At 62.7% G+C, this 25,781-nt stretch carries 18 protein-coding genes; 6 read left to right on the top strand and 12 right to left on the bottom strand.

Translation table 11 applies throughout. The annotated features are described in order from the left end of the window. Window positions 1–213 precede the first annotated feature (213 nt). From ACOVRJ_RS12935 to ACOVRJ_RS12885, 11 genes are all read right to left on the bottom strand, one after another. Window positions 214–1,011, bottom strand: a complete 798-nt coding sequence (locus tag ACOVRJ_RS12935) for an SDR family NAD(P)-dependent oxidoreductase (protein ID WP_422044260.1) — start codon at window positions 1,009–1,011, stop codon at window positions 214–216. 35 nt (window positions 1,012–1,046) lie between these two features. Then, entirely contained in the window at window positions 1,047–2,162 is a 1,116-nt protein-coding gene (locus ACOVRJ_RS12930) for an ATP-NAD kinase family protein (RefSeq protein WP_422044259.1), read from the bottom strand. A 1-nt stretch (window position 2,163) separates the two neighbouring features. Then, window positions 2,164–3,756, bottom strand: coding sequence for an aminomethyl-transferring glycine dehydrogenase subunit GcvPB (gcvPB, locus tag ACOVRJ_RS12925; protein WP_422044258.1), 1,593 nt, complete (start codon window positions 3,754–3,756; stop codon window positions 2,164–2,166). A 35-nt stretch (window positions 3,757–3,791) separates the two neighbouring features. Next, a complete protein-coding gene (gene gcvPA / locus ACOVRJ_RS12920) occupies window positions 3,792–5,189 on the bottom strand; it encodes an aminomethyl-transferring glycine dehydrogenase subunit GcvPA (protein ID WP_422044257.1) in 1,398 nt (465 codons plus the stop codon). Between the two features lie 125 nt (window positions 5,190–5,314). Next, the gene (locus ACOVRJ_RS12915; RefSeq protein ID WP_422044256.1) at window positions 5,315–5,779 is read right to left on the bottom strand and encodes a GNAT family N-acetyltransferase; all 465 of its coding nucleotides are present in this window, start codon (window positions 5,777–5,779) and stop codon (window positions 5,315–5,317) included. A 103-nt stretch (window positions 5,780–5,882) separates the two neighbouring features. Then, window positions 5,883–6,305 (bottom strand): hypothetical protein, encoded by a 423-nt coding sequence (locus ACOVRJ_RS12910; protein WP_422044293.1) that lies wholly within the window; start codon window positions 6,303–6,305, stop codon window positions 5,883–5,885. Between the two features lie 143 nt (window positions 6,306–6,448). Next, window positions 6,449–7,285 (bottom strand): lectin, encoded by an 837-nt coding sequence (locus ACOVRJ_RS12905; protein WP_422044255.1) that lies wholly within the window; start codon window positions 7,283–7,285, stop codon window positions 6,449–6,451. Window positions 7,286–7,598: 313 nt separating this feature from the next. Beyond that, a complete protein-coding gene (locus ACOVRJ_RS12900; protein ID WP_422044254.1) occupies window positions 7,599–9,200 on the bottom strand; it encodes an ABC transporter substrate-binding protein in 1,602 nt (533 codons plus the stop codon). Window positions 9,201–9,308: 108 nt separating this feature from the next. Continuing rightward, window positions 9,309–10,547, bottom strand: coding sequence for an HD-GYP domain-containing protein (locus tag ACOVRJ_RS12895; RefSeq protein ID WP_422044253.1), 1,239 nt, complete (start codon window positions 10,545–10,547; stop codon window positions 9,309–9,311). A gap of 130 nt (window positions 10,548–10,677) precedes the next feature. Further along, complete coding sequence (locus ACOVRJ_RS12890; RefSeq protein ID WP_422044252.1) at window positions 10,678–11,937, bottom strand: HD-GYP domain-containing protein; 1,260 nt, start codon at window positions 11,935–11,937, stop codon at window positions 10,678–10,680. Window positions 11,938–12,080: 143 nt separating this feature from the next. Continuing rightward, window positions 12,081–12,740 carry a c-type cytochrome gene (locus tag ACOVRJ_RS12885; protein ID WP_422044251.1) on the bottom strand — a complete coding sequence of 220 codons (660 nt, stop codon included), beginning with the start codon at window positions 12,738–12,740 and terminating at the stop codon, window positions 12,081–12,083. 86 nt (window positions 12,741–12,826) lie between these two features. On the opposite strand from ACOVRJ_RS12885, the gene ACOVRJ_RS12880 reads away from it, so the two are divergent. Genes ACOVRJ_RS12880 through ACOVRJ_RS12870 form a run of 3 tightly spaced genes read left to right on the top strand, consistent with a single transcriptional unit; the run spans window position 12,827 to window position 15,973 of the window. Continuing rightward, a complete protein-coding gene (locus ACOVRJ_RS12880; protein ID WP_422044250.1) occupies window positions 12,827–13,681 on the top strand; it encodes an AAA family ATPase in 855 nt (284 codons plus the stop codon). 10 nt (window positions 13,682–13,691) lie between these two features. Continuing rightward, window positions 13,692–13,904 carry a hypothetical protein gene (locus tag ACOVRJ_RS12875; protein WP_422044249.1) on the top strand — a complete coding sequence of 71 codons (213 nt, stop codon included), beginning with the start codon at window positions 13,692–13,694 and terminating at the stop codon, window positions 13,902–13,904. 32 nt (window positions 13,905–13,936) lie between these two features. Then, entirely contained in the window at window positions 13,937–15,973 is a 2,037-nt protein-coding gene (locus ACOVRJ_RS12870; RefSeq protein ID WP_422044248.1) for a S9 family peptidase, read from the top strand. A 22-nt stretch (window positions 15,974–15,995) separates the two neighbouring features. Here ACOVRJ_RS12870 and ACOVRJ_RS12865 read toward each other — a convergent pair whose 3' ends face one another. Beyond that, window positions 15,996–17,276: a sensor domain-containing phosphodiesterase gene (locus ACOVRJ_RS12865; RefSeq protein WP_422044247.1), complete on the bottom strand. Its 1,281-nt coding sequence runs from the start codon at window positions 17,274–17,276 to the stop codon at window positions 15,996–15,998. A 290-nt stretch (window positions 17,277–17,566) separates the two neighbouring features. On the opposite strand from ACOVRJ_RS12865, the gene ACOVRJ_RS12860 reads away from it, so the two are divergent. The 3 genes from ACOVRJ_RS12860 to ACOVRJ_RS12850 are packed head-to-tail and all read left to right on the top strand — an operon-like array spanning window position 17,567 to window position 25,268. Then, window positions 17,567–18,748 (top strand): vWA domain-containing protein, encoded by a 1,182-nt coding sequence (locus ACOVRJ_RS12860; protein WP_422044246.1) that lies wholly within the window; start codon window positions 17,567–17,569, stop codon window positions 18,746–18,748. 8 nt (window positions 18,749–18,756) lie between these two features. After that, entirely contained in the window at window positions 18,757–20,718 is a 1,962-nt protein-coding gene (locus ACOVRJ_RS12855) for an autotransporter assembly complex protein TamA (RefSeq protein ID WP_422044245.1), read from the top strand. Beyond that, window positions 20,718–25,268 carry a translocation/assembly module TamB domain-containing protein gene (locus tag ACOVRJ_RS12850; RefSeq protein ID WP_422044244.1) on the top strand — a complete coding sequence of 1,517 codons (4,551 nt, stop codon included), beginning with the start codon at window positions 20,718–20,720 and terminating at the stop codon, window positions 25,266–25,268. The genes ACOVRJ_RS12855 and ACOVRJ_RS12850 overlap by 1 nt, the downstream gene beginning before the upstream one ends. Window positions 25,269–25,781: the final 513 nt, after the last annotated feature.

Here is a 25,781-nt window from a genome sequence, read left to right as displayed (position 1 = left end):
GGAGCGAGACCGTGCCCCCGTGATCCAGGGTCCGGCGGACCGAACTACTGGAATCGCCAAGAGCAACTCGGGCTCGTGAGGGCCTTGGGTGCTCTGCGCCGCTCATGTCACCCGACCGGCGCTGCGCACCGGTCTCCTTCTTTACTTCGCCGCGCAGAGCACCCAAGCCCCTCATGGCGGCAGAGCGCTTGCGCCACGAAGAAGCAAGCGAACTCATGCCGACCCCGCCAGCCCACCACCGTCCACCACATAGGCCGAGCCGGTGACAAAAGACGAGCGATCGCTGGCCAGGAAGAGCACCACGTGGGCAATCTCTTGCGCCTGCCCCACACGCATCAGCGGGCGCGCATTGCCAGCTTCCACCAAGGCCAACTCAGCCAAACCCAGTTGATGCGCTTCATTGCGCAGCATGGCGGTGTCGGTATCGCCCGGGCAAACGCTGTTGACGCGGATGCGCTGCGGCCCATGGTCCACCGCCATGGCGCGCGTCATGTTCACCACCGCCCCCTTGGAAGCGCAGTAAGAGACGGCATCCTTGCCCCCCACCAGGCCCCAGCCAGAACCCGAATTGATGATGCTGCCGCCACCCTGCTCGGCCATCACCGGCACGGCGTACTTGCTCATCAGGAAAATCGACTTGACGTTGACGGCCATCACCGCGTCCCAGTCGGCCTCGCTGGTGTCCACCACATTGGCACGCCGCGTGATACCGGCGTTATTGAACAGAACGTCCAGGCGACCAAAGCGGGCCAGGGTCTGGGCCACACTGCGCTGGCAATCGGCGGCCACCGCCACATTGGCTTGCAGCGCCAGAGCCACGCCGCCGGCGGCCTCGATCTCGCGCACGGTGGCCGCTGCACTCTCGGCATTCAAATCACAGACCACCACCTGCGCCCCCTCTTGCGCGAACAGCAAGGCGGTGGCCCGGCCGATGCCCGAACCCGCGCCGGTGATCAGCGCCACCTTGCCGCGCAACTCACCTGCGGGCTTGCTCACATTCGATTGCGTCATCCTCATCTCCTTTTGTCCATGGCCGCAGCCAGCGGCTACTCTGCCACCAATCGCATCACCGCCCGGTCGCGCGGGCCGGTCAAGACCTGCACCGGGCCGCTGAACAAGGCATCCACCTCGGCACAAGCGCTGTCCACCCGCAAGATGCCGCCGAAACTGGCCGTCAGGCTTTGCAGCTTGGCGGGCGTCATCAAGACCGTCAAGGCCTGCGGCCCCAAGGCCCGCAAGACACGTGCGCTCAGCGGCGCATTGCCGCGACCGATCACATGACCCTGGCCGCCAATGGCCGTCAGCCACAAGCGAGGCCGCCCCGGCATGGCTTGCAGCAACTCCAGCAACTGCGCCTCGCTGGCATCACGCAACCAGAGCTGGCCATCCACCACCACATCCAAACCGATCAGGCTGCCGTCCAGCTGCAGCGCCTGTTTCAAGGCCCAGGTGGTTGAACCCGGCCCGATCAGGTGAACGCCAAAAGCCAGCTCCGAGCGCAGGCTTTGCGCCAAAGCTGCGGCGGCTTGGGCATCACCGGGTTGGCTGCGGGTCTTGCGCCCTTGCAGCCAGCGCGGGTCCACCGGTGAGGCCAAATAGCCAAAAAGCCGGGGCAAGACCTCCCCCCCGCGCAACGCTTCTTCATCCAGATCCATCACCTCGCGCAGCTCCAAGGGCCGCGCAGCCGAGGCCAAGAAGGAGGCGGCCAAGCGCCCTGCCGCCGCCGGGCTGACGCCAAAACAGGCGGACTGCATCTTCACCCCGGCCGGAATGCCCAGCACCGGCAGACTGGATGAATCACCCAAACCCGCCAGCACATCCCGCGCCGTGCCATCGCCGCCGGCAAAAAGCAGCAGATCCAGACCCAAGGCGGCCATCTGCCCGGCCAAGTCTTGTGTGTCTTGAGCCCGGCTGGGGCCTGCAGTCGCCAGCCCCAACACCTGAGGCTGCAGCCCTTTCGAACGCAAGACTTCCTCACCCATGGCCCCCGGCCCGCAAACCCATTGCAGCGCCTGGCCCTCCCGCAAGCAGCCAAGCGCCACCAAGGCTCGCTCGGCCGACCAAGAGGAGGCCAGGGCCAGGCCATCGCTGCCATGCTGGGCCAGCACGCCGCCCGCGCCCGCCATGGGGTTGATGATCAAGCCGACGCGCAGCCCTGGCATCTCAGTCCGCCCCGTGCTCAGCCAACTTGCGCTGCCACGCGCGCCAGGTGATGGCCCAGCGCTTGGGGTCTTCCAAATACGACTCGTCCACCCGGCGGGTCGGGCAGTTATGCGGCGCGCTGCGAACCAGCTCCGGGTCGCTGCGCGCTTCATCGGCCACCCGGCTCATGATCTGCGCGAACTCATCCAGATCGGCGCGCGAGTAGGACTCGGTCGGCTCGATGGTGGCCGGCTCTGGCACGACATAAGGGTGATGGCTGGTCCAGTAATGCACGCCGTAGTCGGCAGCGCGCAGACCGATATCACCGGAATGCACGCCCGTCTCGGCGCAGAGCTCGGCCCAGCTGTAGCGCACCTGCTCGATGCGGCGCTTGCCCGGCGCATAGGGAGCCGACAGGCCGCGAATTTTCAAGAGCTGGCTCATCATGTAGTTGTTGTTGAGCACCGCAACTTCCGCCACTTCGCGCAAGCCCGCCGCGCCCAGATTCATCACCCAGGCATAGGCGCGCAGCACGATGCCGGCCGTGCCCATAAAGGCCGCCACCTTGCCAATGGACTGCACGTCTCCTTGGTCGATGCGGTAGCGGCCATCGGCCTGCTTGACCACGCGCGGGCGAGGCAAGAACGGCGCCAAATCTTTCGTCACCGCGCAAGCTCCCACCGCCGGGCCGCCGCAGGCATGCGGGGTCGAGAAGGTCTTGTGCAGATTGAAATGGCACAAATCAAAACCCGCCTCACGCGCCCGAGTGATGCCCAGAAGCCCATTGGCATTGGCTTGGTCATAGCAGGCCAGGGCGCCCACCGAATGGGCTGCCGCCACAAACTCGCGGATCTTGGCGTTGAAGATGCCGGTGTCTTCCGGGTTGGTGATGATGAGGGCCGCCGTGCGCGGGCCCACCGCGGCTTTCATCGCCGCCAAGTCGGGGTAGCCCTGGGCATCGGGATACAGGGTGATGACCTTGTAGCCCAGGACCTTGGCGCAGGCTGCATCCGAGGGGTGGCTGAAGATGGTGGTGATGATCTCGTCGCGCTCACCGGCCTCGCCGCGCGACTCAAACCAGGCGCGGATCATCGCGATATTCGCGTAGATCGCCTGCGAGCCCGAGCGCGGCTGCAGGCTCACCGCATCCATGCCCGAGACTTCCTTGAGCACGCCCTCCATCTCGTGCATCACCCGCAAGATGCCTTGCACCGTGCTCTCGTCTTGCAGCGGGTGCAGCTCGCTCATGCGCGCATCGCGGGCCAGGTGCTCATTGACCTTGGGGTTGTACTTCATGGTGCAAGTGCCTTGCCCCACATCCACATTGAAGTCAGCGCCCAGGTTCTCTTGCGAAAGGCGCAGATAGTGGCGCAGCACGCGGTTCTGGCTCAGCTCGGGCAAGGCCGGTGGCTTGGCGCGGCGCATGCCAGGCGGCAGGGTGAACAAGACATCGTGGGCGGCAGCCTCAATCGCCGGTTCGACTTCGGGCGTCAGCAAGGCACGCTCGCCGGGCTGGCTGAGTTCAAAAATCACCGGCTCGTCCCAGCGCGCCTGCTGGTAGCGGCGCAGATTGGGCTGACCCTCGGTGAAGCGGTGGGCGGAGATGTTTTCCATCGTGCGGGGCTCTGAAGAGTTAGGGCTGTGAGCGTTCATTGGGACAAGACCTCGCGCAGGGCAGCCACCAAGGCGTCGATGTCCGTTTGGGCGTGCACTTCGGTGAAAGCGTAGAGCGCCGCTTGGCCCAAAGCCGGGAAGGCGCCCGACAAATCATGGCCACCGAAGATGCCGCGCTCGCGCAGCGCCGCATTGATCTCGGCCACCGACTTGCCGCTGGGCGAAAAGTCCAGCACAAACTCCTTGAAGTGCACCGTCTTCGCATGCATCAAGCGCAGGCCCGGCACAGCAGCCAACTGCTGGCGCGCATAGGCCACCCGTTTCATGATGCCTTCGCCCAGCTCCTGCATGCCTTGTGGCCCTTGGCATGCCAGGAAGACCCCGGCCGTGATGCCCCACAGCGCGGCCGCCGTGCCGACAAACTCATTGCCCAGCTCGCGCTTGTCAAAAGAGGTGCGGTGGTAGGCCACATCGCCAAAGCCGTACTGCCCCGGCACCGAGGTGGGCGCCAGACCAAACAGGCGCGAGGGGTATTGCAGCACCAAGGCCTCTTCGTCGCGGCTGGCAATAAAGCCGCCGTGGCCGCCGCCATAGCTCATATGCATGCCCAGGGGCTGGATGTCGCCGCAGACGATGTCGGCACCATAGTCGGCCGGCGGGGTCAGCACACCCAGCGACAGCGGGTCCACGCCCACCACCAACATTGCGCCCACCGATTTGACCAGGGCCGCGATGGCCCCGCCCTCTTCAATGCCGCCGAAGTAATTGGGCACGTCCAGATACAGGGCTGCGACTTGATCGCTCAACTTGGCACGCAGATCGGCGCGGTCCAGCAGGCCGCTCACTGGGTCGAAGCCGACCTCGACGAACTCGATCTCGCTGCGGCCATAGGTCTGGATGTGTGAGCGCTTGTCGGCACTGGTATTGCCCGCCAACAGCACCCGCCGGCGGCCGGTGTATCGCGCGGCCATGCAGCAGGCGGTGGCCGCCGCCTGCATGCCGTCATAAGTGGGCACGCTGACCACGTCCAGATTGAGCAACTCGCCCATCATCGAGCAGTATTCCCACAAGGCCTGAAAGCGCCCGTGGTCGTCATAAGGCTCGCCGGCATAAGCCGTCAGGAACTCGCTGCGGCCATTGATCTCATCGCAGATGGAAGGCACATGATGCTGATAGCAACCACCACCCAAAAAGCTCAGCACCTCGCCGCAATGCTGGTTCTGCGCCAGGATGCCTTGCACATGGCGCTTGAGACGCGCCTCGGACAGGATGGGCTCCGGCAAGTTCATTGGCCGGTCCAGGCGCAAGTCGGCCGGCACATCGGCATAGAACTCTTCCACCGAGGCGGCGCCGGTAGCGGCCAACATGGCGGCCTTGACGGCCGGCACCGAGTTGGGGATGTAGGGGTAGACGATCTGTGGCTTGGCTTTCATCGCGGCGCTTCGTTTCTCGGGGTCTGTGATGGGCTAGGCAAGGCCTGCATTTCACGCCGCATGAGCGCGGCTGACAAACGAGAAATCGATGCGCATGGATTAGCTGAGCTAATCCATATCCCGACTTAGCTGGCCGCTTCTGGCAGCGCCACCTTGAAGCTCAGGCCGTGCTGATCAAAGCCCAGGTGTTGGTAAAAGGCATGGGCATCGCTGCGCCGCAGATTGGACGACAGCGCCAGCTTGTAGCAGCCGGCTTGAGCGGCCAGACGCATGGCATCTTCCATCAAGGCGCGGCCGGCGCCCTGGCCCTGCAAGGCGGCATCCACGCCCACGCTTTCCACCACGGCACAGGGCGTGGCCTGATGCGAAAGCATGGGCAGGATGAAGAGGGTCAGCGTGCCGATGATGCGCCCGCCACTTTCAGCCACGCGGACCCGAGCCCCCGGCCAATGGCTGAGTTGCTGCCAAGCCTTGCGAAGGCTGTCCATATCCCCTTTGCCCGGCGTATCCAAGCCACTGGTCTCGAACAGATGCAAAAGGCCGGGAAGGTCGGCCTCAACGGCGTCACGAATCTTGAGAGCTTTGGGCATGAAATCTCCGAGTTCGAGATCATCACAAATGCAAAGCGGCGCCGTAAGGGCGCCGCCAACTGTTTGCAAATCCAGACCTACCAAGCGCTCGGCTCAGCGAAGACTATTTGCCTGCTGCCGGTGCCGGCTCTGCCTTGGCGGCCTTGGCCGCTGCAATCGCGGCGGCTTTTGGTCGCTGCTTGGCTTCAAACTCAAGCGATTCGGCCAGCGTCAACCGGTCATCGCGATCAACATCGGCCTCATCAAAAAAAGCCATGCGCGCTTCGACCAACTCTTTGAAACTCAACTTCATATCGTTGTTCAGATCGCTGCGCTGGAGCAAGCGAAGCATGGCGCGCAATGCACCCCGGTCGGGAATGGACTCCAACTCGGCGCGAGTGATCTCTCCATCGCCATCCAGGTCAAGCGCACGCCATGACTTGACGATGTCTTTGTGGAACTCATCCAGGCTCACCACACCGTCGTTGTTACGGTCAGCGACCCCAAAAGACTGCCGCGCGGCACTAGGGGATGAAGCGCCCAGCATCTTGTCCACATCTTTTTGCGCAGACTTGGCTTTACCTTCAGCCCAAGCCAGAGGCGCAAGAAAACTAGACGCTACGAGAGCAAGCCCAGCGAGCAAGACGCGGGACGATTTGAAAGCTGTTTTCATTTCTAAGTACCCTCGCCTTACCACCACCAACGTTGGTTCTGACCCCCGTTGCATCGCCACATCAAGACCTGTTGGCCGGGACGCGCATTGCCGTCACGGATATCCAGGCACTTGCCATTCATCTGGCTGCGAATCTGGTTGCCACTGCGCATCCAGCGTTGATTCTGGCCGCCATTGCACTGCCAAGCCAAGACGCGCGCGCCATCGTTCTGACTGCCGCCGTCCACATCCAGGCACATATTGCCGACCCGAACCTCGCCATTGCGCGTGAAGGAGAAGCGCTGGTTGTTGCCCCCGGCGCAGCGGAACACAATCAGCTGATTGCCCTGCCGCAAGCCGCCTTCAATGTCCAGGCAGAGATTGTTCATGCCACGGATCTGATTGCCCCAGCCACCGCCACCTGGGCGATCTGGGTAGGGCCGCTGTGGGTAGTTGTCGTCAGGGTAGTAATTGTTGTTCGACTGATCACGGTCTTTGCTGGCGTGACTGGCGATCAAGGCCAAGCCAGCAATCGCGGCCACCGCGGCCACCGCCGCACCTGTGTTGGAGCCACTGGAGGACTCGCTCGACTCGCCACTGGTCATGACCTTGAACCGTGCGGCGCAGCCGCTATTGACCCAAAGCTCCATCTTGCTCAAGTCGTAGCCCCAGCTGCGATTGAAGCGACAGGCGCCGGACAACTGCTGCTCCAGCTCCACTTCGGTCGTTCCCTTAGGCAAACGTGTGGACTCATAGCCACCGCCCGAGCGCAACTCCATGGTTTGCTCGGCCGCACGCGCCGGCGCAGCGCCCAAGGTCATTGCCACTGCCGTCAAGCCGCAGACCCAGTTGCTTGGTGTAGAAAAGACTTTCACTGCTCACCCTTGATTGAACGTTAGGCCGGCATAGATTAGCAGCTTTTCAAGGCCGAAAGCTGACAACCGAACAAGCGCCTCTCAGGCTTCCAGCGACTGGCGGGCCGGCCGGAGCTTGAGGGCGAAGCCCTTGCTAGCCTTCAATCAAGGCTGCAAAGCAGCTCAGCCCAGGCCCCAAGCGGGTCGACGCGCCAGGAAAAACACAGACGGGCTTGCTGAGCGCGAAGTGACATGGGCTAAGCACCCAGCAAGCGTCGCTGATGCTGCGGATGCATCCAATGCAACCCAGTCGCGACGACTCCACCGCTTTCGACTATTTGCTCACGTTGACCCAAGAGAACTCAAGCCAGTTGTCGGCCCGATTGACGGCGCTCACCGAGTTGCGAGCTGCCCAGGGAATCATCTGACGGTGCAGGGGCAAGATATGAAACTGCTCCTTGTACTCGGTCAGCGCCGCCTTGATCAATTGCTCGCGCTTTTTGGGATCGGGCTCCACCGAGGACTGAGCGGCCAGGGCATCGAACTTGTCATTGCGCACGCCGCTGTAGTTGTAGGCACCGACGCCCTTCTCCCCACGGTTGCGGAACACCGGCGTCATGATGGACTCGGCATCGGTGATGGCGCCGCCCCAGCCATAAAGAAACAGGCTGGTGTCGTATTTCTCAAGCTTGGGGAAGAACGTGACCCGTGGCATCGCCGAGACACGCACTTTGATCTTCAGTTGCGCCCACATGGCGGCCAAAGCCTGACAGATCTCTTCGTCATTGATGTAGCGGTTGTTGGGGCAATCCATCGTCACCTCAAAGCCATCGGCATAACCCGCCTCCTGCATCAGCTTGCGCGCTGCGGCGATATCAAAGGGATAACGGGCTTCCAGAGCGGCATCGTTGTAGCTGGCAATGGCCGACGGGGTCGGGCTGCCGGTCGGCAGGCTGAGTCCATTCATCAGCTTGACGCGCATGGCCTCGACGTCCACGGCCTGGTACAAGGCTCGCCGTACACGCACATCCTTGAAGGGATTCTTGTCCGCAAGAGGGCCAGGCACCTGGCCGTAAAGCAGCTTGTCGCGTGCCTGATCCATACCGATGAAAATGACGCGATTCTCGGGGCCGTCAATGATCTTGACCCCCGAGGTCTTGCGCAAGCGCGGCACATCGCGTGGCGCCGGGTCCAATACGAAGTCGATCTCACCCGACACCAGGGCCGCCAGCCGGGTGGCGTCATTGCCGATTGGGGTGAACACCACCTCCTGCACATTGCCCTCAAACTTATTCCACCACGCCGGGTTGCGCTTGAAGCTGGTTTTCACGCCTGGCTGGCGATTCACCAAGATATAGGGGCCGGTGCCATTAGCGTTCATGCTGGTGAAGCTCTCTTCCTTGTTTTTGTAATCCAAGGGACGGGTGACCCGGTGCTTCTCGGCCCAGGACTTGCTCATGATCCAGAGCGTGTCCAGATGCTGCAAAAAAATTGGATTGAACGTGCCGAGTCGAAATTCAACCGTCAAGTCATCGATCTTGTGCGGCGTCCCCACCGCATTGGCATAGACCGCAATCTGTGAGGTGGGTGAAGCCGCACGCTGGATGGAGAACACCACATCATCGGCAGTAAAGGGCTGACCATCATGGAACTTGACGCCGGGCCGCAGCTTGAAACGCCACACCAAGGGCGACACCTGCGTCCACTCGCTGGCCAAGCCCGGCACGATGTTCAGCTGGCGGTCACGCCGGGTCAGGCGTTCATAGACCTGACCGTTGACCATATTGGTCATGCTCTCGTTCTGCGAGTGCGGATCCATAGTCTGAGGGTCGCCCTGGCTGGCCCAGCGCAGCGTTTGCGCGCAGGCTTGGGGGATCACTGCGCCCGCCAGCAGCAAAGCCGACACACAAGCCCAAACACCCTGTCGTTTCATCATCACCACGCTCCCAAGTTTCGATCTGCGCCGAGTTTAGGCATGCCCTCTCGCGCCCAGCCCTGGGGTAAACCTCAGCCAATTCAAAGCCGATGCAGAGTGCAGCCGGACTCAGCTCGCCTGTTGCCAGATGTCCTCGAGATGAGGGAATCCCCACTCCAGCGGTGACTCGCGGCCGATCACACGGTCTTTGGCGTCGCTGCGGGAGAGATCCAAGGTCTGCACCGGGATCGGTAGCTTGGACTTGGTGGAGTAAAAAACCCGCACCACCGGCGCAGCCAGATTCTGGGCATTCATATCGGTGACCACCGCCAGCCGGCCGGACTCCAGTTTGACCAGACTGCCCACCGGGTAAATGCCCACGCTGGTCACAAAGGCTTTGAAGATCACCGGGTCAAAGTGCCCGCGCCAGCCTGCCATGCGCTGTATCGAGCCGGCCGGATCCCAGGCGGCTTTGTAGGGGCGGGTGGAGGTGATGGCGTCGTACACATCACAGACGGCACCCATGCGGGCCAGCAGGCTGATCTGCTCACCCTGCAATTGGTGCGGGTAGCCGCTGCCGTCCATCTTCTCATGATGGTGCAAGCAGACCTCCATCGCCGCCTCGGGCACGGAAGCCCCTTGCTTGAGCATCTCGAACCCTCGTTCGGGATGGGTACGAATGACCTTGAACTCAGCCTCGCTCAACTGCCCCGGCTTGTTCAGCACCTCTTGCGGCATGGCCATCTTGCCCACATCGTGCAAGAGCCCGGCCAGACCCGCCTCGCGAGACTGGGCCTCATCCATGCCGAGGCGGCGCGCCAAAGACACCATCAGTGCACAGACCGCCACCGAATGCATATAGGTGTAGTTGTCCTTGGTCTTGAGTCGCGCCAGACTGATCAGCGCCGAGGGGTTGCGGGCGACCGAATCGGCCACATCCTCCACAATCGGCAAGCACTGCTCGGTATCCACCGCGCGACCCATGCGTGCCTCACCGAACAGCGACAGCACCGCCTGCCGAGACCGGTTCACCACCTGGGAAGCGCGCTCGATCTCAGCGCCCAGGCTGACGCGCGCCGGGGGCACGGCAGGCGCAGGCGTTGAAGGTGGCGGCGCTTCAGGAGGCGTTTGAGGTTCCTTCGCTGGCACTTCAAACGGCAACGGGGCCACGCTGTTGGGGCGCACATCGTCGCCCTTGCTGCAATCGATCCAGACCATCGCCACACCGCTGGTCAGCAAGGCCTCCAAATCGGCGGGATCGCGCAGCAAAAACTGGGTCTTCCAAAAGGGATGCGACAGCCACGAGCCTTCCAGTGACTGGATGAACATGCCCAGCTGAACCTGTTGAGTGGCAATCTTCTTGAGCATGAATCAAAGGAAAGGCAGGTCGAGCGCGTGGAACATGGGCAACTCAGTATCGCCCGGCCCCGCACACCGGCAAGCGCGAATCAAGCGCGCTTATCGGCGGCTCATTCCTGCATCAGCGCACACCCAAACTTCAGCTCTTGCGCCAGATTTCGTCCAGATGGGTAAAGCCCCAGTCTTGGGGGGACTCTCGCGAAACAATCCGGTCGCCCGCACCGGGATCCGACAGGTCCAGCGTCAGCACCGACACCGGCAATTTCGAGCGGGTGGAATAAAACACCCGCACCACCGGAGCGGCGAGATTTTGTTGATTCAAATCCACCACCACCGCCAAGCGGCCCGATTCCAGTTTGACCAAACTGCCGACCGGATAGATGCCCACGCACATCACGAAAGCCTTGAACACCACCGGGTCAAACTGCCCTGTCCATTGGGCCATGCGCTGGATCGAGCCCGCCGGATCCCAGGCGGTTTTGTAGGGGCGGGTGGAGGTGATCGCGTCATAGACGTCACAGACCGCCCCCATCCGCGCCAGCAGGCTGATCTGCTCGCCCTTGAGCCGCTTGGGGTAGCCGGTTCCATCCATTTTTTCATGATGGTGCAGACACACATCGAGCGCCGCATCGCTCACGCCCTCGCTGTCCCTCAGGATCTGATAGCCGCGTACCGGATGGGAACGGATGACGTTGAACTCAGCATCGGTCAACTGTCCAGCTTTGTTCAAGATATCCAAGGGCATCGCCATCTTGCCGATGTCGTGCAACAAGCCCGCCATGCCCGCCTCGCGCATCTGATCTTCGTTCATGCCCAGCTGACGCCCGAGCGACACCATCAAGGCACACACGGCCACCGAATGCATATAGGTGTAGTCGTCCTTGGTTTTCAGACGCGCCAAGCTGATCAGCGCCGAGGGGTTGCGCGACACCGAATTGGCAATCTCCTCCACCAAGGGCAAACACTGTTCGGCGCTGACCGACTTGCCCATGCGCGCCTCGCCAAACAAGGCCATGACCTGTTCGCGCGAGCGGTTCATCAACTGCGTGGCCTGCTCGATTTCCGCACTCAAGCTGACTCGCGCCTGAGCTGGCGGCGAAGACACCGGGGACGAAGGGGGAGGCAGAGGGGGACTCGTGGGTTCCGGCACGACCACCGGCGCTGCCTCGGCAGGCTGGGCTGCCGCCACTGCTGCAGGCGCAACGGCGCCCGCAACATCATGACCCTTGCTGACGTCGATCCAAACCGCAGGCACGCCGCTCTTTTTCAGCGCCGCCAAATCAGCAGGTTCACGCAGAACAAACTTGGTCTTCCAAAACGGATGAGAAAGCCAAGAGCCCTCCATGGACTGGAGATACATGCCCAACTCAACCTGTTCGGTGGGAATTCTCTTGAGCATCGGTCGCCAAAAATCAAAGCATCAGGACACCGGGCAAGTATCACCCGAGTGCGACAACTCCTTGGCAGCGCTTTGCACAAAAAAACCGCCTCAAGGGCGGCCTTATCTCCGGATTCAAGCCGGGGCTCAAGCCCCAGCAGACATCAACGGAACTTGCTTTGCGGCACGGTGCGCAACTCGCTCGGCAAGGAGGCCAGGTATTTGGCCATCGCCTTCAACTCGGCAGAGCTGAACTGCTTGACCTGAGCGGCCATGATGGCATTGCTGCGGCCAACCACCGCATTGCCTTCGACTTGGTAGGACTTCAAGGCCACGGTCAGGTAGTCGGCATGCTGGCCGGCAATCTTGGGGTACGAGCCGTCAATGGGCTTGCTGAAATTGGCGCCATGGCAAGACACACAAGCGCCCTTGGTCAGCAACTCCGCCACCTGCGCCGAAGGCGCCGGCACCGCGTCCGCCACCGCAGGCACAGCGGCCTGAGCCTCGTAGAACGCCGAAATGTCGGTGATATCTTGTTCGGTCAAGCTCAGAGCAATACCGCGCATGGTCGGATGCTTGCGCTCGCCCTTGGCATAGGCCGTCAGCGAAGCGGCAATGTACTTGGCGTTCTGGCCCGAGATCATCGGAACCTTGTGCACCTCAGGAAAACTGGCTTGGTAACCCGGAATGCCGTGGCAGCCGATACACATGGCCACCTTGGCTTGCATGGCCGACGCGACCGTCGGTGCCTCTTTGGCTTGAACGAAAGAGGCTGCGCCGAAAAGCGAGGCCAAGGCGAGCGAGATCTGCAACAGTTTTTTCATAGTCCCGAGTTCTTGATCTTGTACCGGGGCGCATTATAGGGGCCCACTTATACTGAAACTCCACCTTTTGCAGTTTGATCTAAACCATGAAATTTGAAGGCTCGGAACAATACGTTGCCACACCGGATCTGATGCTGGCCGTCAACGCCGCAGCCACCCTGCAAAGACCGTTGCTGATCAAGGGCGAGCCGGGCACCGGCAAGACGATGTTGGCGGAAGAAGTGGCCCAGGCATTGGGCATGCCTTTGCTGCAGTGGCATATCAAATCGACCACCAAAGCCCAACAAGGCCTGTATGAATATGACGCGGTGAGTCGTTTGCGCGACAGCCAGTTGTCCGGCATTGAAGGGGCCGAGAAGGTCCGCAATATCGAGAACTACATCGTCAAAGGAGTGCTCTGGCAGGCCTTTGAGGCCGATCGGCCGGTTGTGCTGCTGATCGACGAGATCGACAAAGCCGACATCGAATTCCCGAACGATCTGCTGCGCGAGATCGATCGCATGGAGTTCTATGTCTACGAAACGCGCCAAATGGTCAAGGCGCGCCACCGCCCGCTGGTGTTCATCACCTCGAACAACGAGAAAGAACTGCCCGACGCGTTCTTGCGTCGCTGCTTCTTCCACTACATCAAGTTCCCGGAAGCTCAGACGATGAAGGCCATCGTCGATGTGCACTTCCCCGGCCTCAAGCAAGAACTGCTGAGCGCTGCACTGCGGACCTTTTTTGAGGTGCGGGGCTTGCCCGGCTTGAAGAAAAAGCCCTCCACCTCGGAGTTGCTGGACTGGCTGAAGCTGCTGGTGGCCGAAGACATTCCCACCGAGACGCTCTTGCTCAAGGATGACAAGGTCACGGTGCCGCCCCTGGTCGGCGCCTTGCTGAAAAACGAGCAAGACCTGACCCTTTTTGAGAAGCTGGTGCAGATGCAGCGCCACAACCGTTGATCGACACGCAATGAAACCTGATTTGAAGAAAGCCGGACTCGAAGGTCTGGCCGACGCAGCCGGTTTTGTCCTCGGTGCCCTGGCCGGTTGGAAACTCGGCGCGGCGCTGGGCTATGACTTCATCAACACACCGGGCTGGGGCATGCCCCAGATCATCGGCCTGTTGATGATCATGGCGGGCTGCGGCGCAGGCCGCTGGTTGTTCCGCCGCCTGCTGGCCTGATTGACCTCCACACCACTCGCGAAAGCAATCCCATGAGCCGTATCAAGGCGAACAAGAAATTCAAGCTCGAATCTCTCTGGAACATGGGGCGCCTTGGGGCTCCGAGCCTCTCGCCGGACGGCGCACAGGTGGCGGCCAGCCTCACGCAGTTCGATATGGAGAGCAACAAGAGCAGTTCCAGCCTGTACCTCCTGTCCACCCTGGGCGGAGAGCCGCGCCGCCTGACCAGCGCCGGGGAGAAAGATGGCATCCCGCAGTGGAGCCCGAGTGGCGAACACATTGCCTTCATCGCCAAGCGCGAACAAGAAGGTAAAAAGGACGAGGAAGCCCAGCTCTATGTGATCGCACCCGACGGTGGCGAGGCACGGCGCCTATGCACGATTGCAAGCGGCGTTGAGGCCTTCAAATGGTTTCCTGATGGCCGCCGGATCGCCTGCATCTCCTGGGTTTGGCCCGAGTTGAAGGGCCAGAAAGCGCAGACCAAGGCCTACCAGGACTTCAAGGCTCGCAAGGCGACCGGTTACGTCACCAGTGAGAGCCTTTACCGCTACTGGGATCATCACATCCCAATGGGTCGTGTCGCGCATCTGCTGATCGTTGATGTGCAAAGCGGCAAGGTGCAGGATGTTTTTGAGGGTACAGGATTTGAGCTCAGCCGCAGCGCGCCCGACGCCACGGCCTTTGATATCTCGCCCGATGGCCGACGCATCGTGTTCGCTTTCGATCCCGCGCAGGAGAAGAAAGTCGGCAACCGTTTTGCGCTGGCCGAGATGGAACTGAAGACGCGGCAGGTGCGCACCCTGCTCCAAGATGAAGCCTGGGACTTTGGCGCCCCCTGCTACAGCCATGCAGGCCAACACCTGGCTTTTCTGGCCAGCCATCAAGGCCTCAAGCACACCATGCCTGCGCAGTTGGCGGTGCTCGACACCCACGGCCATTGGGCGGTGGTGTCGGCCGACTGGGATCATGAAGTGGCCGCTCCGCTGGTCTGGGCCGAGGATGATTTGTCGCTGCTGTTCTGCGCCGAACAAACGGGACGCCGCCATGTATGGCGCTTCGATTTGCCGAAAGCGAGTGCCAGCATTGAATTCAAGGGCGGGCATGCGGCGAGCTTCAGCGTCGCTGGCAATACTCTGGTCGTCAACCACGACAGTGCCAGCTTCCCCTCACGCCTGTCGGTGCTGGACGAGCACCGCGTGCCGCACCGCATCGAGTCCTTCAACCAAGCGATGCTGGACCTCCACAGCTTCCCGGATCCAGAAGAGGTGTTCTACCGCGGTGCCCAAGGCGAGCAGGTGCAGATGTGGCTGAGCTACCCGCCCGGCTTTGACCCCCAAAAGAAGTATCCGGTCATGCATATGATCCATGGCGGCCCTCACACCTGTGCCGGCGACATCTGGCACTGGCGTTGGAATACGCAGTTATTCGCTGCCGAGGGCTATGTGGTCGCGAGCGTCAACTACCACGGCTCCTCCAGCTTTGGCTACGCTTTCCTTGACTCGATCACGCACCGTTGGGGCGAGTTGGAGTTGCAAGACATCGAAGCCGGCACCGACTGGCTGCTGAAAAAGCCCTGGGCCGACAAGCGCCGCATCTTCGCCACCGGCGGCAGCTATGGCGGCTTCATGGTGGCCTGGATGAATGGTCACATCAAGCCCGGCCGCTACCAGGCCTATGTCTGCCACGCCGGCTGCTTCGACTGGCAAGCGATGTTCGCCGACGACTGCTACAGCTGGCATGTCAAGGAGCTGGGCGCCTATTACTGGGAGGATCCGGCCAAGATCGCGGCCCAAAGTCCTCACAGCTTCGCCCAGCATATTCACACCCCGACGCTGGTGATGCACGGCGCCCTGGACTACCGGGTGCCCGATGCGCAAGGCCTGGCCTACTACAACACCTTGAAAGCGCGCGGCGTCGACGCACGATTGCTCTGGTTCCCGGACGAAAACCACTGGATCCTCAAGCCACAAAACAGCCGGCTCTGGTACGGCGAGTTCTTTGATTGGCTGAAAAAGTACGATCCAGCGAACGACAACCCGAGCCAGGGCCGCAAGCGCAAAAAGAACTGAGTGCAAGGGGCAAGTCGCGGCGCTACTCCGCCTGGCCCCAGTCGGCATCCCCGCACAGCACCCGCAAACGCCCATCCTGCCAAAAGGCCACCGAGACGGTGATGCAAAGGCGGGCGCCATGCAGGCTGAGATAGGGCCGCGTCACCTGCACCTCGCCAATGCTGGCCAGCGCACGGCGAAAGTAAGGCCGACGTGCCCAGCGGGCATCTCCGGCACGCTCCAGCGGGGCAAAGCGCTCGTCGGTCGACTGCACAACGCCGGCTGGCAACTCGCGCGCCCCTAACTCCCGACCCTGCTCATCCAGCAGATAGCAAAGCTGCGCGCCTTGCAAACGCAGGAACGCCTCGCAGGCGGCGCGCAAATCGCGCCCCTGTTGCAAAGGCAAGAGTGCCAAAGCCATCGCCGTTCGGTAAGGCGCCACCCGCTCTTCATAGCGTTGCCGCCCCTGCAGATGCGAGGCGTCAAACAAGGCCCATACATCTTCAATCAAGGGCGAGATTTCACCCGCGGCGCGCAGATCCGCCTGAGGCATTCCAAAGGCATAGCCCTGCACCAGGTCGATATCGGCATCCAGCGCCAGCTGCGCTTCCTCGCGAGTCTCGACCCCCTCCAGCAGCACCAGGGCGCCACACTCATGCAGCAGGGACACCATCTGTGTCATCACCCGCGCCATGCGGGGCGAGCGCATCGCTTGCTGCAGCAGGCTGCGGTCGAGCTTGACGATCTCGGGCTTGATACGCCAAATGCGATCGAAGTTGGAGTGCCCCGCGCCAAAGTCATCCAGCGCCAGCAGGCAGCCGGTGCGCCGCGCTGCCTCCACTGCGTGCTCGAACTTCTCGTCCTGCGCCATCACGTCTTCGGTCACCTCGAAGACGAGGCGGTTCATCGGCAGGCCCAGCTGCTGCACCACATCGACCGCTTGCGTCAGCATCTCGGCATGACGCGCCGCATGCACAAAAACCGCCGGATGCACATTCAAAAACAACCAGCAGTCCGGCATGCGCTGTTCAACGAAGTTATGCACATGCAGCAAGCGGCAAAGCCGATCCAAATGCACCTGCTCTTCAAAACTACCCACACGCTCAAAGGCATGCAGCGGTGACAAAACCTGCCCCTGTGCATCGCTGACCCGAATCAAGGCCTCATAGCCCACCGGGCGGCGGTGCGGGAAGCTGTAGATCGGCTGGAAATGGCTGCGCAAAACTTGGTCCGCATGGCGGGCCTGCCAGCGCCCGGGCTGATCGGGCTCCTCGGCCATCGCCCCATACAGCGCCGTCAACATCTGCTCGACTTCTGGATTCATGCATCGCCCTTTCTTGCGGTACGTGAAGTCTGGCACAAGCCGGCTGCCGTGAGAGCATTCGCAAAGTGCACGCAACAAAGACTTGATTCAGAAGTCCAGACCAGCTTTCCAGCGACAGAGCATCAAGCGCGATGAGGCTGGTGCACAGAACCTCCTGCTGGCGAGAACCGGCGCTCAGACGCCTGCAATCAACTCCGCCAATACTGAAACCCTCTCCGGAGAAAACAGAAGCCCCGTGGATAATCCCTCCACTGGCCCCGCGAGGCCTCCTTCTCCCCGACCGGGCTGTCATGCTGATCAAGTTCTTCTACACCCTGCGCGCCGCCAAACTCCCGGTTTCCGTCCGGGAGTTTTTGACGCTGCTGGAGGGGCTGAAGGCTGGGGTGATTGGGGCCGATGGGCCGCCGTCCATCGATGACTTCTATTTCCTGGCCCGCACCAGCCTGGTCAAGGACGAAGCCCATTTCGACAAGTTCGACCGCGCTTTTGGCGCCTATTTCAAGGGCGTCGAGTTGCTGACCGACTTCAGCCAGGACGTGCCGTTGGAATGGCTACGCAGCCATTTGGAGCTGGAGCTCACGCCAGAGCAGAAGGTCGCCGTCGAAAAGATGGGCTGGGATGAGTTGATGGAAACGCTGAAGAAGCGTTTCGAGGAACAAAAAGAGCGCCACGAAGGCGGCAACAAGTGGATTGGCACGGGCGGCACCAGCCCCTTTGGCAATAGCGGCTACAACCCGCAGGGCATACGCATTGGCGGCGCCAGCCGCAACAAAAGCGCCGTCAAGGTCTGGGAGCAGCGCGCTTACAAGGACTATGACGACCAACTGGAGCTGGGCACCCGAAATATCAAGGTCGCGCTGCGCCGCCTGCGCCGCTTTGCGCGCGAAGGCTCTGAGTTGGAGCTGAATCTGGACGACACCATCCACAAGACCGCCGCCAACGCCGGCCTCTTGGACATTCGCATGCAACCGGAGCGGCACAACAAGGTCAAGGTGCTGCTGCTGATGGATGTGGGCGGCACCATGGACGAGCATATCCACCGAGTTGAAGAGTTATTCTCGGCGGCCAAAAGCGAGTTCAAACACCTGGAGTTCTATTACTTCCACAACTGCGTCTATGACTTTGTGTGGAAGAACAACCGCCGCCGCTTTGCCGAGAAGACCGCCACCTGGGACATCATTCGCAAGTACAACCGTGACTACAAGCTGATCTTCGTCGGCGATGCGACCATGAGCCCCTATGAGATCCTTCAGCCCGGCGGCAGCGTCGAATACAACAATGAAGAAGCCGGTGCCGAATGGCTGCAGCGGCTGACCAACGCATTTCCGAAGTACGCATGGATCAACCCCGAACCGCAGGGCGTCTGGCAGTACCGCCAAAGCGTGGCCCTGATTCAGCAACTGATGCACCAGCGCATGTTCCCGCTGTCGCTCGCCGGCCTGGAAGGTGCCATGCGTTTGTTGAGCAAATGAGGCAGGTTTTGGCGATTCAACAGCGCGAGGCGGAGCCCAGTCATCGGCTTTGGCGCCACGCCGGGCTATTGCTCTGTGCGGCCAGCATCGGCTTGGCAGGCTGCAGCACCCTACAAGATCTCGGGCAAAAGCTCACCCCCGACACCCCGAACGCATCACCCACCGCAGCGAACCCGGCCAGCGGCCGCTTGGTGGCCGAGTACACGCTGGAAGTCCAGGCCCCCACCAAACTGAAAGATCTGTTGGAGGAGCATCTGGACCTGGCGCGCTTTCGGCGTGCGCCCGAGGATCAACGCTTGAGCCCCCAAGAACTGGGCCGCTTGGCCGCCACCGCGCCGCAGCAAGCCCGCAGCCTGCTCGAGACCGAGGGTTATTTCAATGCACAGGTCACGGTGGAGCGCAGCGACCGGCAAGAGCCCAGCACCAGCCGCAGCACCCAGCGCCCCACCATCACGGTCAAGGTTGAACCTGGCGAGCAGGCCAAGGTCAGCGCGCTAGAGCTGAACTTCGTCGGCGAGTTGCAGGAACCAGCGCCCGAAAAAGCCACCGAGGCCAGCGCCAGCGAGGCTTTTGTGGCGCGCAAGTCCAGGCAACGCAATCGCTTGCGAGAAGCCTGGGATTTGGCCCCGGGCGCCGCATTCAGCCAAGAAGCCTGGGCCAGTGCCAAGTCCAATCTGCTCGGTCGCTTGCGCACCCAAGGCTATCCCTTGGCGCGCTGGGAGGAGACCGCTGCCTTGGTTGACGCCGAAGCCAATAGCGTGGCGCTGAGCCTCACCTTGGACAGCGGGCCACTGTTTCGTCTCGGTGAAATTCAGATCACCGGGCTGAACCACCAACCGGCCAGCGTGGTGGAGCGTTTGGCGGGCTTTGAGCCTGGCGAACCCTACACCGAACGGCTGATGCTGGATTTTCAGGAGCGCCTGCTGAAGACCACCTTGTTCGATACCGCCAATGTCGACATCCGCCCCGACGCGGAGAACCCGGGCAGCGCGGCCAGCAGCACGGTCTATGTGCAGGTGAAGGAAGCCCCGCGACAGCAAGTGACGCTGAGCTTGGGATTTGACACCGCCACCGGCCCACGCATCGGCGCGGACTACACCAACCGTCATCCCTTCGGCCTGGATATGCGCTCACGCACCAAACTCAAGTTGGGCAGCAAGGAGAGCTCTGCCGACCTGGAGCTGAGTTCGCATCCACTCAGCAATATGCAACGCAATTTGGGCGCCTTTTTTGTCGAACGCCTGAGCCATGACGATACGGTCACCACAAACGTCCGGGCTCGCCTCGGCCGCATTCGCGAGACCGAGCGCGAAGACCGCACCTACTACCTGGAAGCGCTGCGCGCCTTTGAGGACAAGCCCAGCAACGACACCCATGCCGGCGCGGTCTCGGCCAATGTGCAATGGACATGGCGCCGCGTCGACAACACCTTGCGCCCGACCAAGGGATACACCGCTTCGGTGCTGCTGGGCGCTGGCTGCGCCGACAGTTCCACCTATGAAAACGGCTACTTCGGCCGCAGCCAGGTCAAGCTCTACGGCTACTACCCGCTGCCCGGCGGCTGGTTCGGCTCGGCACGCACCGAGTGGGGCCAGATTTTCGCCGGCGAGCGTGTGGGCCTGCCGGAGAAGCTGCGCTTTCGCACCGGAGGTGATGAATCGGTGCGGGGCTATGGCTTTGAAGACCTGGGGCCTACCGACGCTTTTGGCAACCCGACCGGCGGCCGCGTGGTCTGGAACGGCAGCCTCGAACTCGCCCATGCCTTGAGCAACAACCTGCCTGACTTGCTGGGCGCGGTGTTTGCGGATGCCGGTCAAGCGGCGCGCAACTGGGACACCCTCAAGCCCACCACCAGCCTGGGCCTGGGCCTGCGCTACCGCAGCCCGCTGGGCACGCTGCGCTTGGACTATGCGCGCGCCACGGACCTGCAGCGCTGGCGGCTGCACTTCAGCATCGGCATCGCCCTCTGATGAACCATCCGCCCGAACCCATCAAGGACGAAAGCGCGGCCACAAGCGCAGTGTCAGGCGCAGTGCCAGGCGCAGTTGCAGCGCCTGATTCACTGCCCCAGCCGGCCGGCCCCGCCAGCCCTGCCGATCCGAAGCCCAAGCCCTCGCTGTGGCGCCGCGGCCGGGGGCTGCTGCCGAGCTTGCTGGTGTTGCCGGTGACCGCCGGTGCTCTTGGCTGCCTGCTGGGCTGGGGCCTGGCCACCCAGTCCGGCAGTGCATGGCTGTTGAACCAGGTGCCGGGCCTTCAGGTGACGCAGCCGGAAGGCAGCCTGCTTGGCGACTTCTCGGCTCAGCGCCTGAGCTACGCGATTCCCGGCACCGAAGACCGCGTGGAAATCGATGAGCTGCGTTGGCGCGGCTTGTCGCTGCACTGGAACCGGTCACCCCATCTGTGGGGCGATCTGCACATCGACAGCTTGCAGGCCAAGCAGGTGCAACTGCACCTCAAGCCAAGCGCCGAGCCCAGCACCGCCCCCAGCTCCTTGAGCCTGCCCATCGGCATTGAAGTCGCACGCCTGCAAGTCAGCACACTGCTGCTGCCCGACAGCAGTGACAAGCCCTTCAACGATGTGCAGGGCAGCCTGAGCCTGAGCGCCCAAGGCGGCGCCGAGCACCAACTCAAGCTGGACCACTTGCGGTGGGATCTCTTGCAGCTGAGCGGAAGCGCCCGTGTTCAAACCGAAGGGGCTCTGGGCTTGCAGGCCGAGCTGGCTTTGCGATCGAAGGCCAATGCGCAAGAGCAGCTGCCCGCTTGGCAAGCGCAGTTGCAAGCCAAGGGGCCGCTGCACAGCTTGGCGATGAGCGCCCATCTGCAAGCCGAGTCTCAGGACTTGCAGGCGCAAGCCCAGGTGCACCCTTTCGCCGCCTGGCCCCTTCCACAACTGAAGGTCAACACCCAGGGTCTGGATCTGGCGGCCTTGGTATCCGGTCTGCCGCACACCCGCCTGAGCGGGCAGGCCGAGTGGCAGACACAGCCCGCAGGAACCACGGGGAGCGCAGCCCTACCCAGCCTGGTCCTGAAAAGCCAGTTGAGCAACAGCCTGGCGGGGCGCTGGAACGAGCAACGCCTGCCGGCTCGCGCTTTGAACCTGGATCTGAGCTTTGCCCCCGGCGATCCTGCGGCGCTGAGCATCAAGCAACTGGAGTTGTTGCTGGGCAGCTCGCAACAGCCGGCCGGGCAAGTTCACGCAAGCGGCCAAAGCAGCAAGGACAAGGGCAGCGCCTTGACGATTGCCATCAGCGAGCTCAACAGTCAGGCCCTGGATGCGCGCGCGGCGGCAATGCAAGTGGCCGGCGAGATCGAGCTTCGCACCGCGCAGCCGGTCAACGCGTTGGCCCAGGCCGGCGATTCGCTGCCGCAACTGAGCATTGAGGCCAAACTCGAGGGACGACTGCTGAGTCCCGACACACGCGGCCGCAAGCCGCCCCCCGCGCCCAACGCGGTCACGAGCGCGCTGGGCGTCACGCCGATCAGCCTGCAAACCCAGGCCCAAGTCTCGGCGACTGCGCTGACGCTGCAGTCCTTCAAGCTGCGTTTTGATGAAGCCTCGCTGGACGCCAGCGGCCATATGGCCTTACAAGCAGCGGCCAGTTTGGCCAAGGGCTGGCAAGCCACGGCACAGGCGCAGGCCCAGGTGCCGGACCTGCGCCGCCTGTGGCGCGGCGAGGAAGGCAGTCGCTGGCGACAAAGCGCCCAGCCCATGCTCGCCCAGTTCGACGCCAAGCTGCAAGCCGGGCCCCTGCCTTCTGGCAACAGGGGACAAGCAGCGACTCTGAAGGCCTATGCCCCGACCGGCACCGCGCGCATGCAACTGCAGCCCACGGTGTTGGCGGGCGTGCCCTTGAGCGCCGACCTTCAATACAGCCACCTCGATCTCGCACAGACACCGCAGTTCACGGCGTTTTTGAATGCCGGCGCCAACAACCGCTTGCAAGTGCAAGGGGAATTGAAGGCCTCGGGTGAGCTGCACAGCGATGCCACGCTGCAGTTCGCCGAGTTGAGCAGCTTGCAGCCGCTGCTGACCGCCTTCCGCGCGCCAGCCGCAAAAGCGACCGCCAAGACCGGCACGAGCCCCCTCCCCCTGCGAGCCGATTTGCAAGGCAGTTTGCAAGGGAAGCTTCAGTTGATCGCCGCTGTGGGCCCGATGAGCTCGGGCCGGCCCGACAAGCCGGGGTCGACCGCGAACCGCTGGACTTGGCGCAGCAAATCCGAGTTGCAGGCTCGCGCCCTTCAAGTGACGGGGCTGCCTGATTTCGCTACCCTGCGTTTAGCGGCGGCTGACTTGCAGTGGGCGATCGACAGCTCCCATCAAGCGCCGCTGGACCTGCGCGCCAAGCTGGAACAACTGAGTCTCGACGGCATCAACCTGCCTAGCGCCAGCGCCACGGTGCAGGGCACTTGGGCGCAACACCGCGTCGAGCTGCAAGCCATGGCCGATGGCAAGATGCCGGCCGCGCTGATTGCCCCCGGCGAAGCGAGCGATCAACGCCTGCGCGGGCCTGTGACCCTGAGTCTGAACGCCGGCCTGAGCAAGCCTCCCACGCAAGCCTGGCTGGAGGGCGCCGAATGGCAGGCCCGCGAGCTCATGTTCTTGGCGCAGCCGCAAGGGCAAGCCGCTGCACCAGCGCCCGCGCCGCCCTTGCTCGCATCCGCCAAGCCAACGGCGGGCAAGGCCGCAGCGCCCAGCAGCGCCTGGCTGAAGGCTCAAAACCTGCGGATGGATCTGGCTTGGTCGCCGGAACTGCAACTCAAGCAATTGCAAGTGGCGCCCGGCCGACTGGAATTGCTTGGCGCGGGTCTGAGTTGGCAGGAACTGCAATGGCAGGCCGCCGAGGCCAACCCAAGTGTCGGCCCGGCGCCGAATTCGGTGGGTCGTTTCAATCTGGACCTGCGCTTGGAGCCCTTGGCCGTCGCGCCCTTGTTGGCGCGCTGGCAACCCGAGTTCGGCTGGAGTGGCGACTTGGTCCTGGCGGGGCACGCCCGGGTCCGCAGCGCGCCGGGCCTGCATGTGGATATCGCGGTGGAACGCAGCAGCGGCGATCTGATCGTCAGCGACGACAACGGCGTGCAAAAGCTCGATTTGAGTGAGCTGCGATTCGGATTGGTCGGCAGCCCAGGGCTTTGGCATTTGACGCAGGCCTTGGCCGGCCGCAATGTCGGTGTCTTGGGCGGGGCGGTCACCGCGCGCAATGAGAACCCCCACCAGATTTGGCCCAACAAAGAGTCCAAGCTTGAAGGCGTTCTAGAGGCTCGCGTGGCCAATCTAAGCACCTGGGGCGCCTGGGTTCCAGCCGGCTGGCGAACCGGCGGCAGTGTGTTCGCCAGCGCCAGCTTCTCGGGCCAAGTGAAGGCCCCTGAAATCAAGGGACGCGCCGGCGGCTCCGGCTTAGTGCTGCGCAACCCCCTGCTGGGCGTGGACCTGCAACGCGGCGAATTCGCGCTCAGCTTGGATGGCGGGCAGGCCAAGCTGGAGCAGTTCAAGGCCTATGCCGGCGATGGGGATTTGAGCGCCCGGGGCGAGATCCAGTTCGGCGCCAAGCCGCGCGTGGACCTGCATTTGCAAGCCGACAAGTTTGGCGTGTTGCGCCGAGTGGACCAACGCCTGGCGGTCAATGGTCGGGTGGATATTGCGCTGGATGCCGATCTGGTGGATGTGCAGGGGCAGCTGGATGTGCACGAAGGTTTGTTTGACTTCTCGCGCGGCAACGCACCCGAACTCGGCGACGACGTCACGGTGCGCCGACCGGAAGCCGCCTCGGCCGAGGCCGATCACAAAGCTGCCGCCGCAGGCAAGCGCCGCGCCAAGGTCAAGGTCAAGGTCGATATTGATCTGGGCAAGAAGCTGCGGGTCAAGGGCTATGGCTTGGACACCTTGTTGGCCGGCAATCTGCAACTGACGCAGGCCGCCAACGGCCCGGCCCTGCATGGGCGCATCAGCACCGAAAGCGGCACCTTTGACGCCTACGGTCAGAAGCTGGTGATCGAGAAAGGCAATATCAGCTTCAGCGGTGTGATGGACAACCCGAGGCTGGATGTGCTGGCCCTGCGCCCCAGCCAAGAAGACCAACGCGTCGGTGTCACCATCACCGGCACCGCGCAAAAACCGCGCGTGAAGCTCTACTCCGAGCCGGCCTTGGATGAGCGCAGCACCTTGTCCTGGTTGCTGCTGGGCCGCGCACCTTCGGAACTGGGAACACAGGACAGCGCGCTCTTGAGCAGCGCGGCCCTGGCCTTGCTGAACGGACAAGGAGAAAGCAAGACCTCCAAGCTGATCAAGTCGGTCGGGCTGGACGAGTTGTCCTTCAGCGACAGCGGTGTGGAAGCGCAAGGCACCGTGGTGCGTCTGGGTAAACAGTTATCCAAGCGCTGGTATGTTGGCTACGAGCGTGGTTTGAATGCCACCACCGGCAGCTGGCAATTGGTCTACCGCCTGGCCCAGCGCTTCACGCTGCGCGCCCAGTCGGGTGACGACAATGCGCTGGACCTGATCTGGCAGTGGAAGTGGGAGTGAGCTGGGGCCGGGCGTGGCGAAGTCGTGCGAGAATTCGGCCCGCCCTGAACCCGGGCATCTCTCCGTAGTTCAATGGATAGAACGGCCGCCTCCTAAGCGTTTCTGGCGGCCAACATAAGACTGCAAGTCATTGATTTTCAAAGGATCAACGCCCCTACACTCCCCTCGCGTCCTGTCCCATCCGTTCACGTCACTGTCCCAAATTTGTCCCGGCGAAAGTGACTGACCAAGGCGACGCGACGCATCAGATCAGCTCCCCGTAGTTCAATGGATAGAACGAGCGCCTCCTTTCAATGGGCAGTCGGACGCGAAAGCACCGGCTGAATGGAGTCAAAGTCGGTGAACCCTCTGGCGCGCCCCGCGCCGTGGCAACGCCGAGCCAAGCCCGAAGCATCGGGAAGGTGTAGAGACTAGACGGCTCCTGCCTACCGGCGCACAACGCCCACGGCAAAGGCATAGTCCAGACCACGAACGCGTCATGCGGCGGCGAAAGCCGAAGTGGTACGAAGCGCT

Source organism: Roseateles sp., assembly GCF_049240545.1.
In the GTDB taxonomy this organism is placed as follows: domain Bacteria; phylum Pseudomonadota; class Gammaproteobacteria; order Burkholderiales; family Burkholderiaceae_C; genus Paucibacter_A.
This window is presented reverse-complemented; position numbering and strand designations above follow the sequence as displayed.

What these genes read in the sequence shown, in the direction of transcription:
- ACOVRJ_RS12935 (WP_422044260.1), bottom strand. Translation starts at nt 1,011, where the DNA reads ATGACGCAATCGAATGTGAGCAAGCCCGCAGGTGAGTTGCGCGGCAAG.
- ACOVRJ_RS12930 (WP_422044259.1), bottom strand. Translation starts at nt 2,162, where the DNA reads ATGCCAGGGCTGCGCGTCGGCTTGATCATCAACCCCATGGCGGGCGCG.
- gcvPB (WP_422044258.1), bottom strand. Translation starts at nt 3,756, where the DNA reads ATGGAAAACATCTCCGCCCACCGCTTCACCGAGGGTCAGCCCAATCTG.
- gcvPA (WP_422044257.1), bottom strand. Translation starts at nt 5,189, where the DNA reads ATGAAAGCCAAGCCACAGATCGTCTACCCCTACATCCCCAACTCGGTG.
- ACOVRJ_RS12915 (WP_422044256.1), bottom strand. Translation starts at nt 5,779, where the DNA reads ATGCCCAAAGCTCTCAAGATTCGTGACGCCGTTGAGGCCGACCTTCCC.
- ACOVRJ_RS12910 (WP_422044293.1), bottom strand. Translation starts at nt 6,305, where the DNA reads ATGCTGGGCGCTTCATCCCCTAGTGCCGCGCGGCAGTCTTTTGGGGTC.
- ACOVRJ_RS12900 (WP_422044254.1), bottom strand. Translation starts at nt 9,200, where the DNA reads ATGATGAAACGACAGGGTGTTTGGGCTTGTGTGTCGGCTTTGCTGCTG.
- ACOVRJ_RS12895 (WP_422044253.1), bottom strand. Translation starts at nt 10,547, where the DNA reads ATGCTCAAGAAGATTGCCACTCAACAGGTTCAGCTGGGCATGTTCATC.
- ACOVRJ_RS12890 (WP_422044252.1), bottom strand. Translation starts at nt 11,937, where the DNA reads ATGCTCAAGAGAATTCCCACCGAACAGGTTGAGTTGGGCATGTATCTC.
- ACOVRJ_RS12885 (WP_422044251.1), bottom strand. Translation starts at nt 12,740, where the DNA reads ATGAAAAAACTGTTGCAGATCTCGCTCGCCTTGGCCTCGCTTTTCGGC.
- ACOVRJ_RS12880 (WP_422044250.1), top strand. Translation starts at nt 12,827, where the DNA reads ATGAAATTTGAAGGCTCGGAACAATACGTTGCCACACCGGATCTGATG.
- ACOVRJ_RS12875 (WP_422044249.1), top strand. Translation starts at nt 13,692, where the DNA reads ATGAAACCTGATTTGAAGAAAGCCGGACTCGAAGGTCTGGCCGACGCA.
- ACOVRJ_RS12870 (WP_422044248.1), top strand. Translation starts at nt 13,937, where the DNA reads ATGAGCCGTATCAAGGCGAACAAGAAATTCAAGCTCGAATCTCTCTGG.
- ACOVRJ_RS12865 (WP_422044247.1), bottom strand. Translation starts at nt 17,276, where the DNA reads ATGAATCCAGAAGTCGAGCAGATGTTGACGGCGCTGTATGGGGCGATG.
- ACOVRJ_RS12860 (WP_422044246.1), top strand. Translation starts at nt 17,567, where the DNA reads ATGCTGATCAAGTTCTTCTACACCCTGCGCGCCGCCAAACTCCCGGTT.
- ACOVRJ_RS12850 (WP_422044244.1), top strand. Translation starts at nt 20,718, where the DNA reads ATGAACCATCCGCCCGAACCCATCAAGGACGAAAGCGCGGCCACAAGC.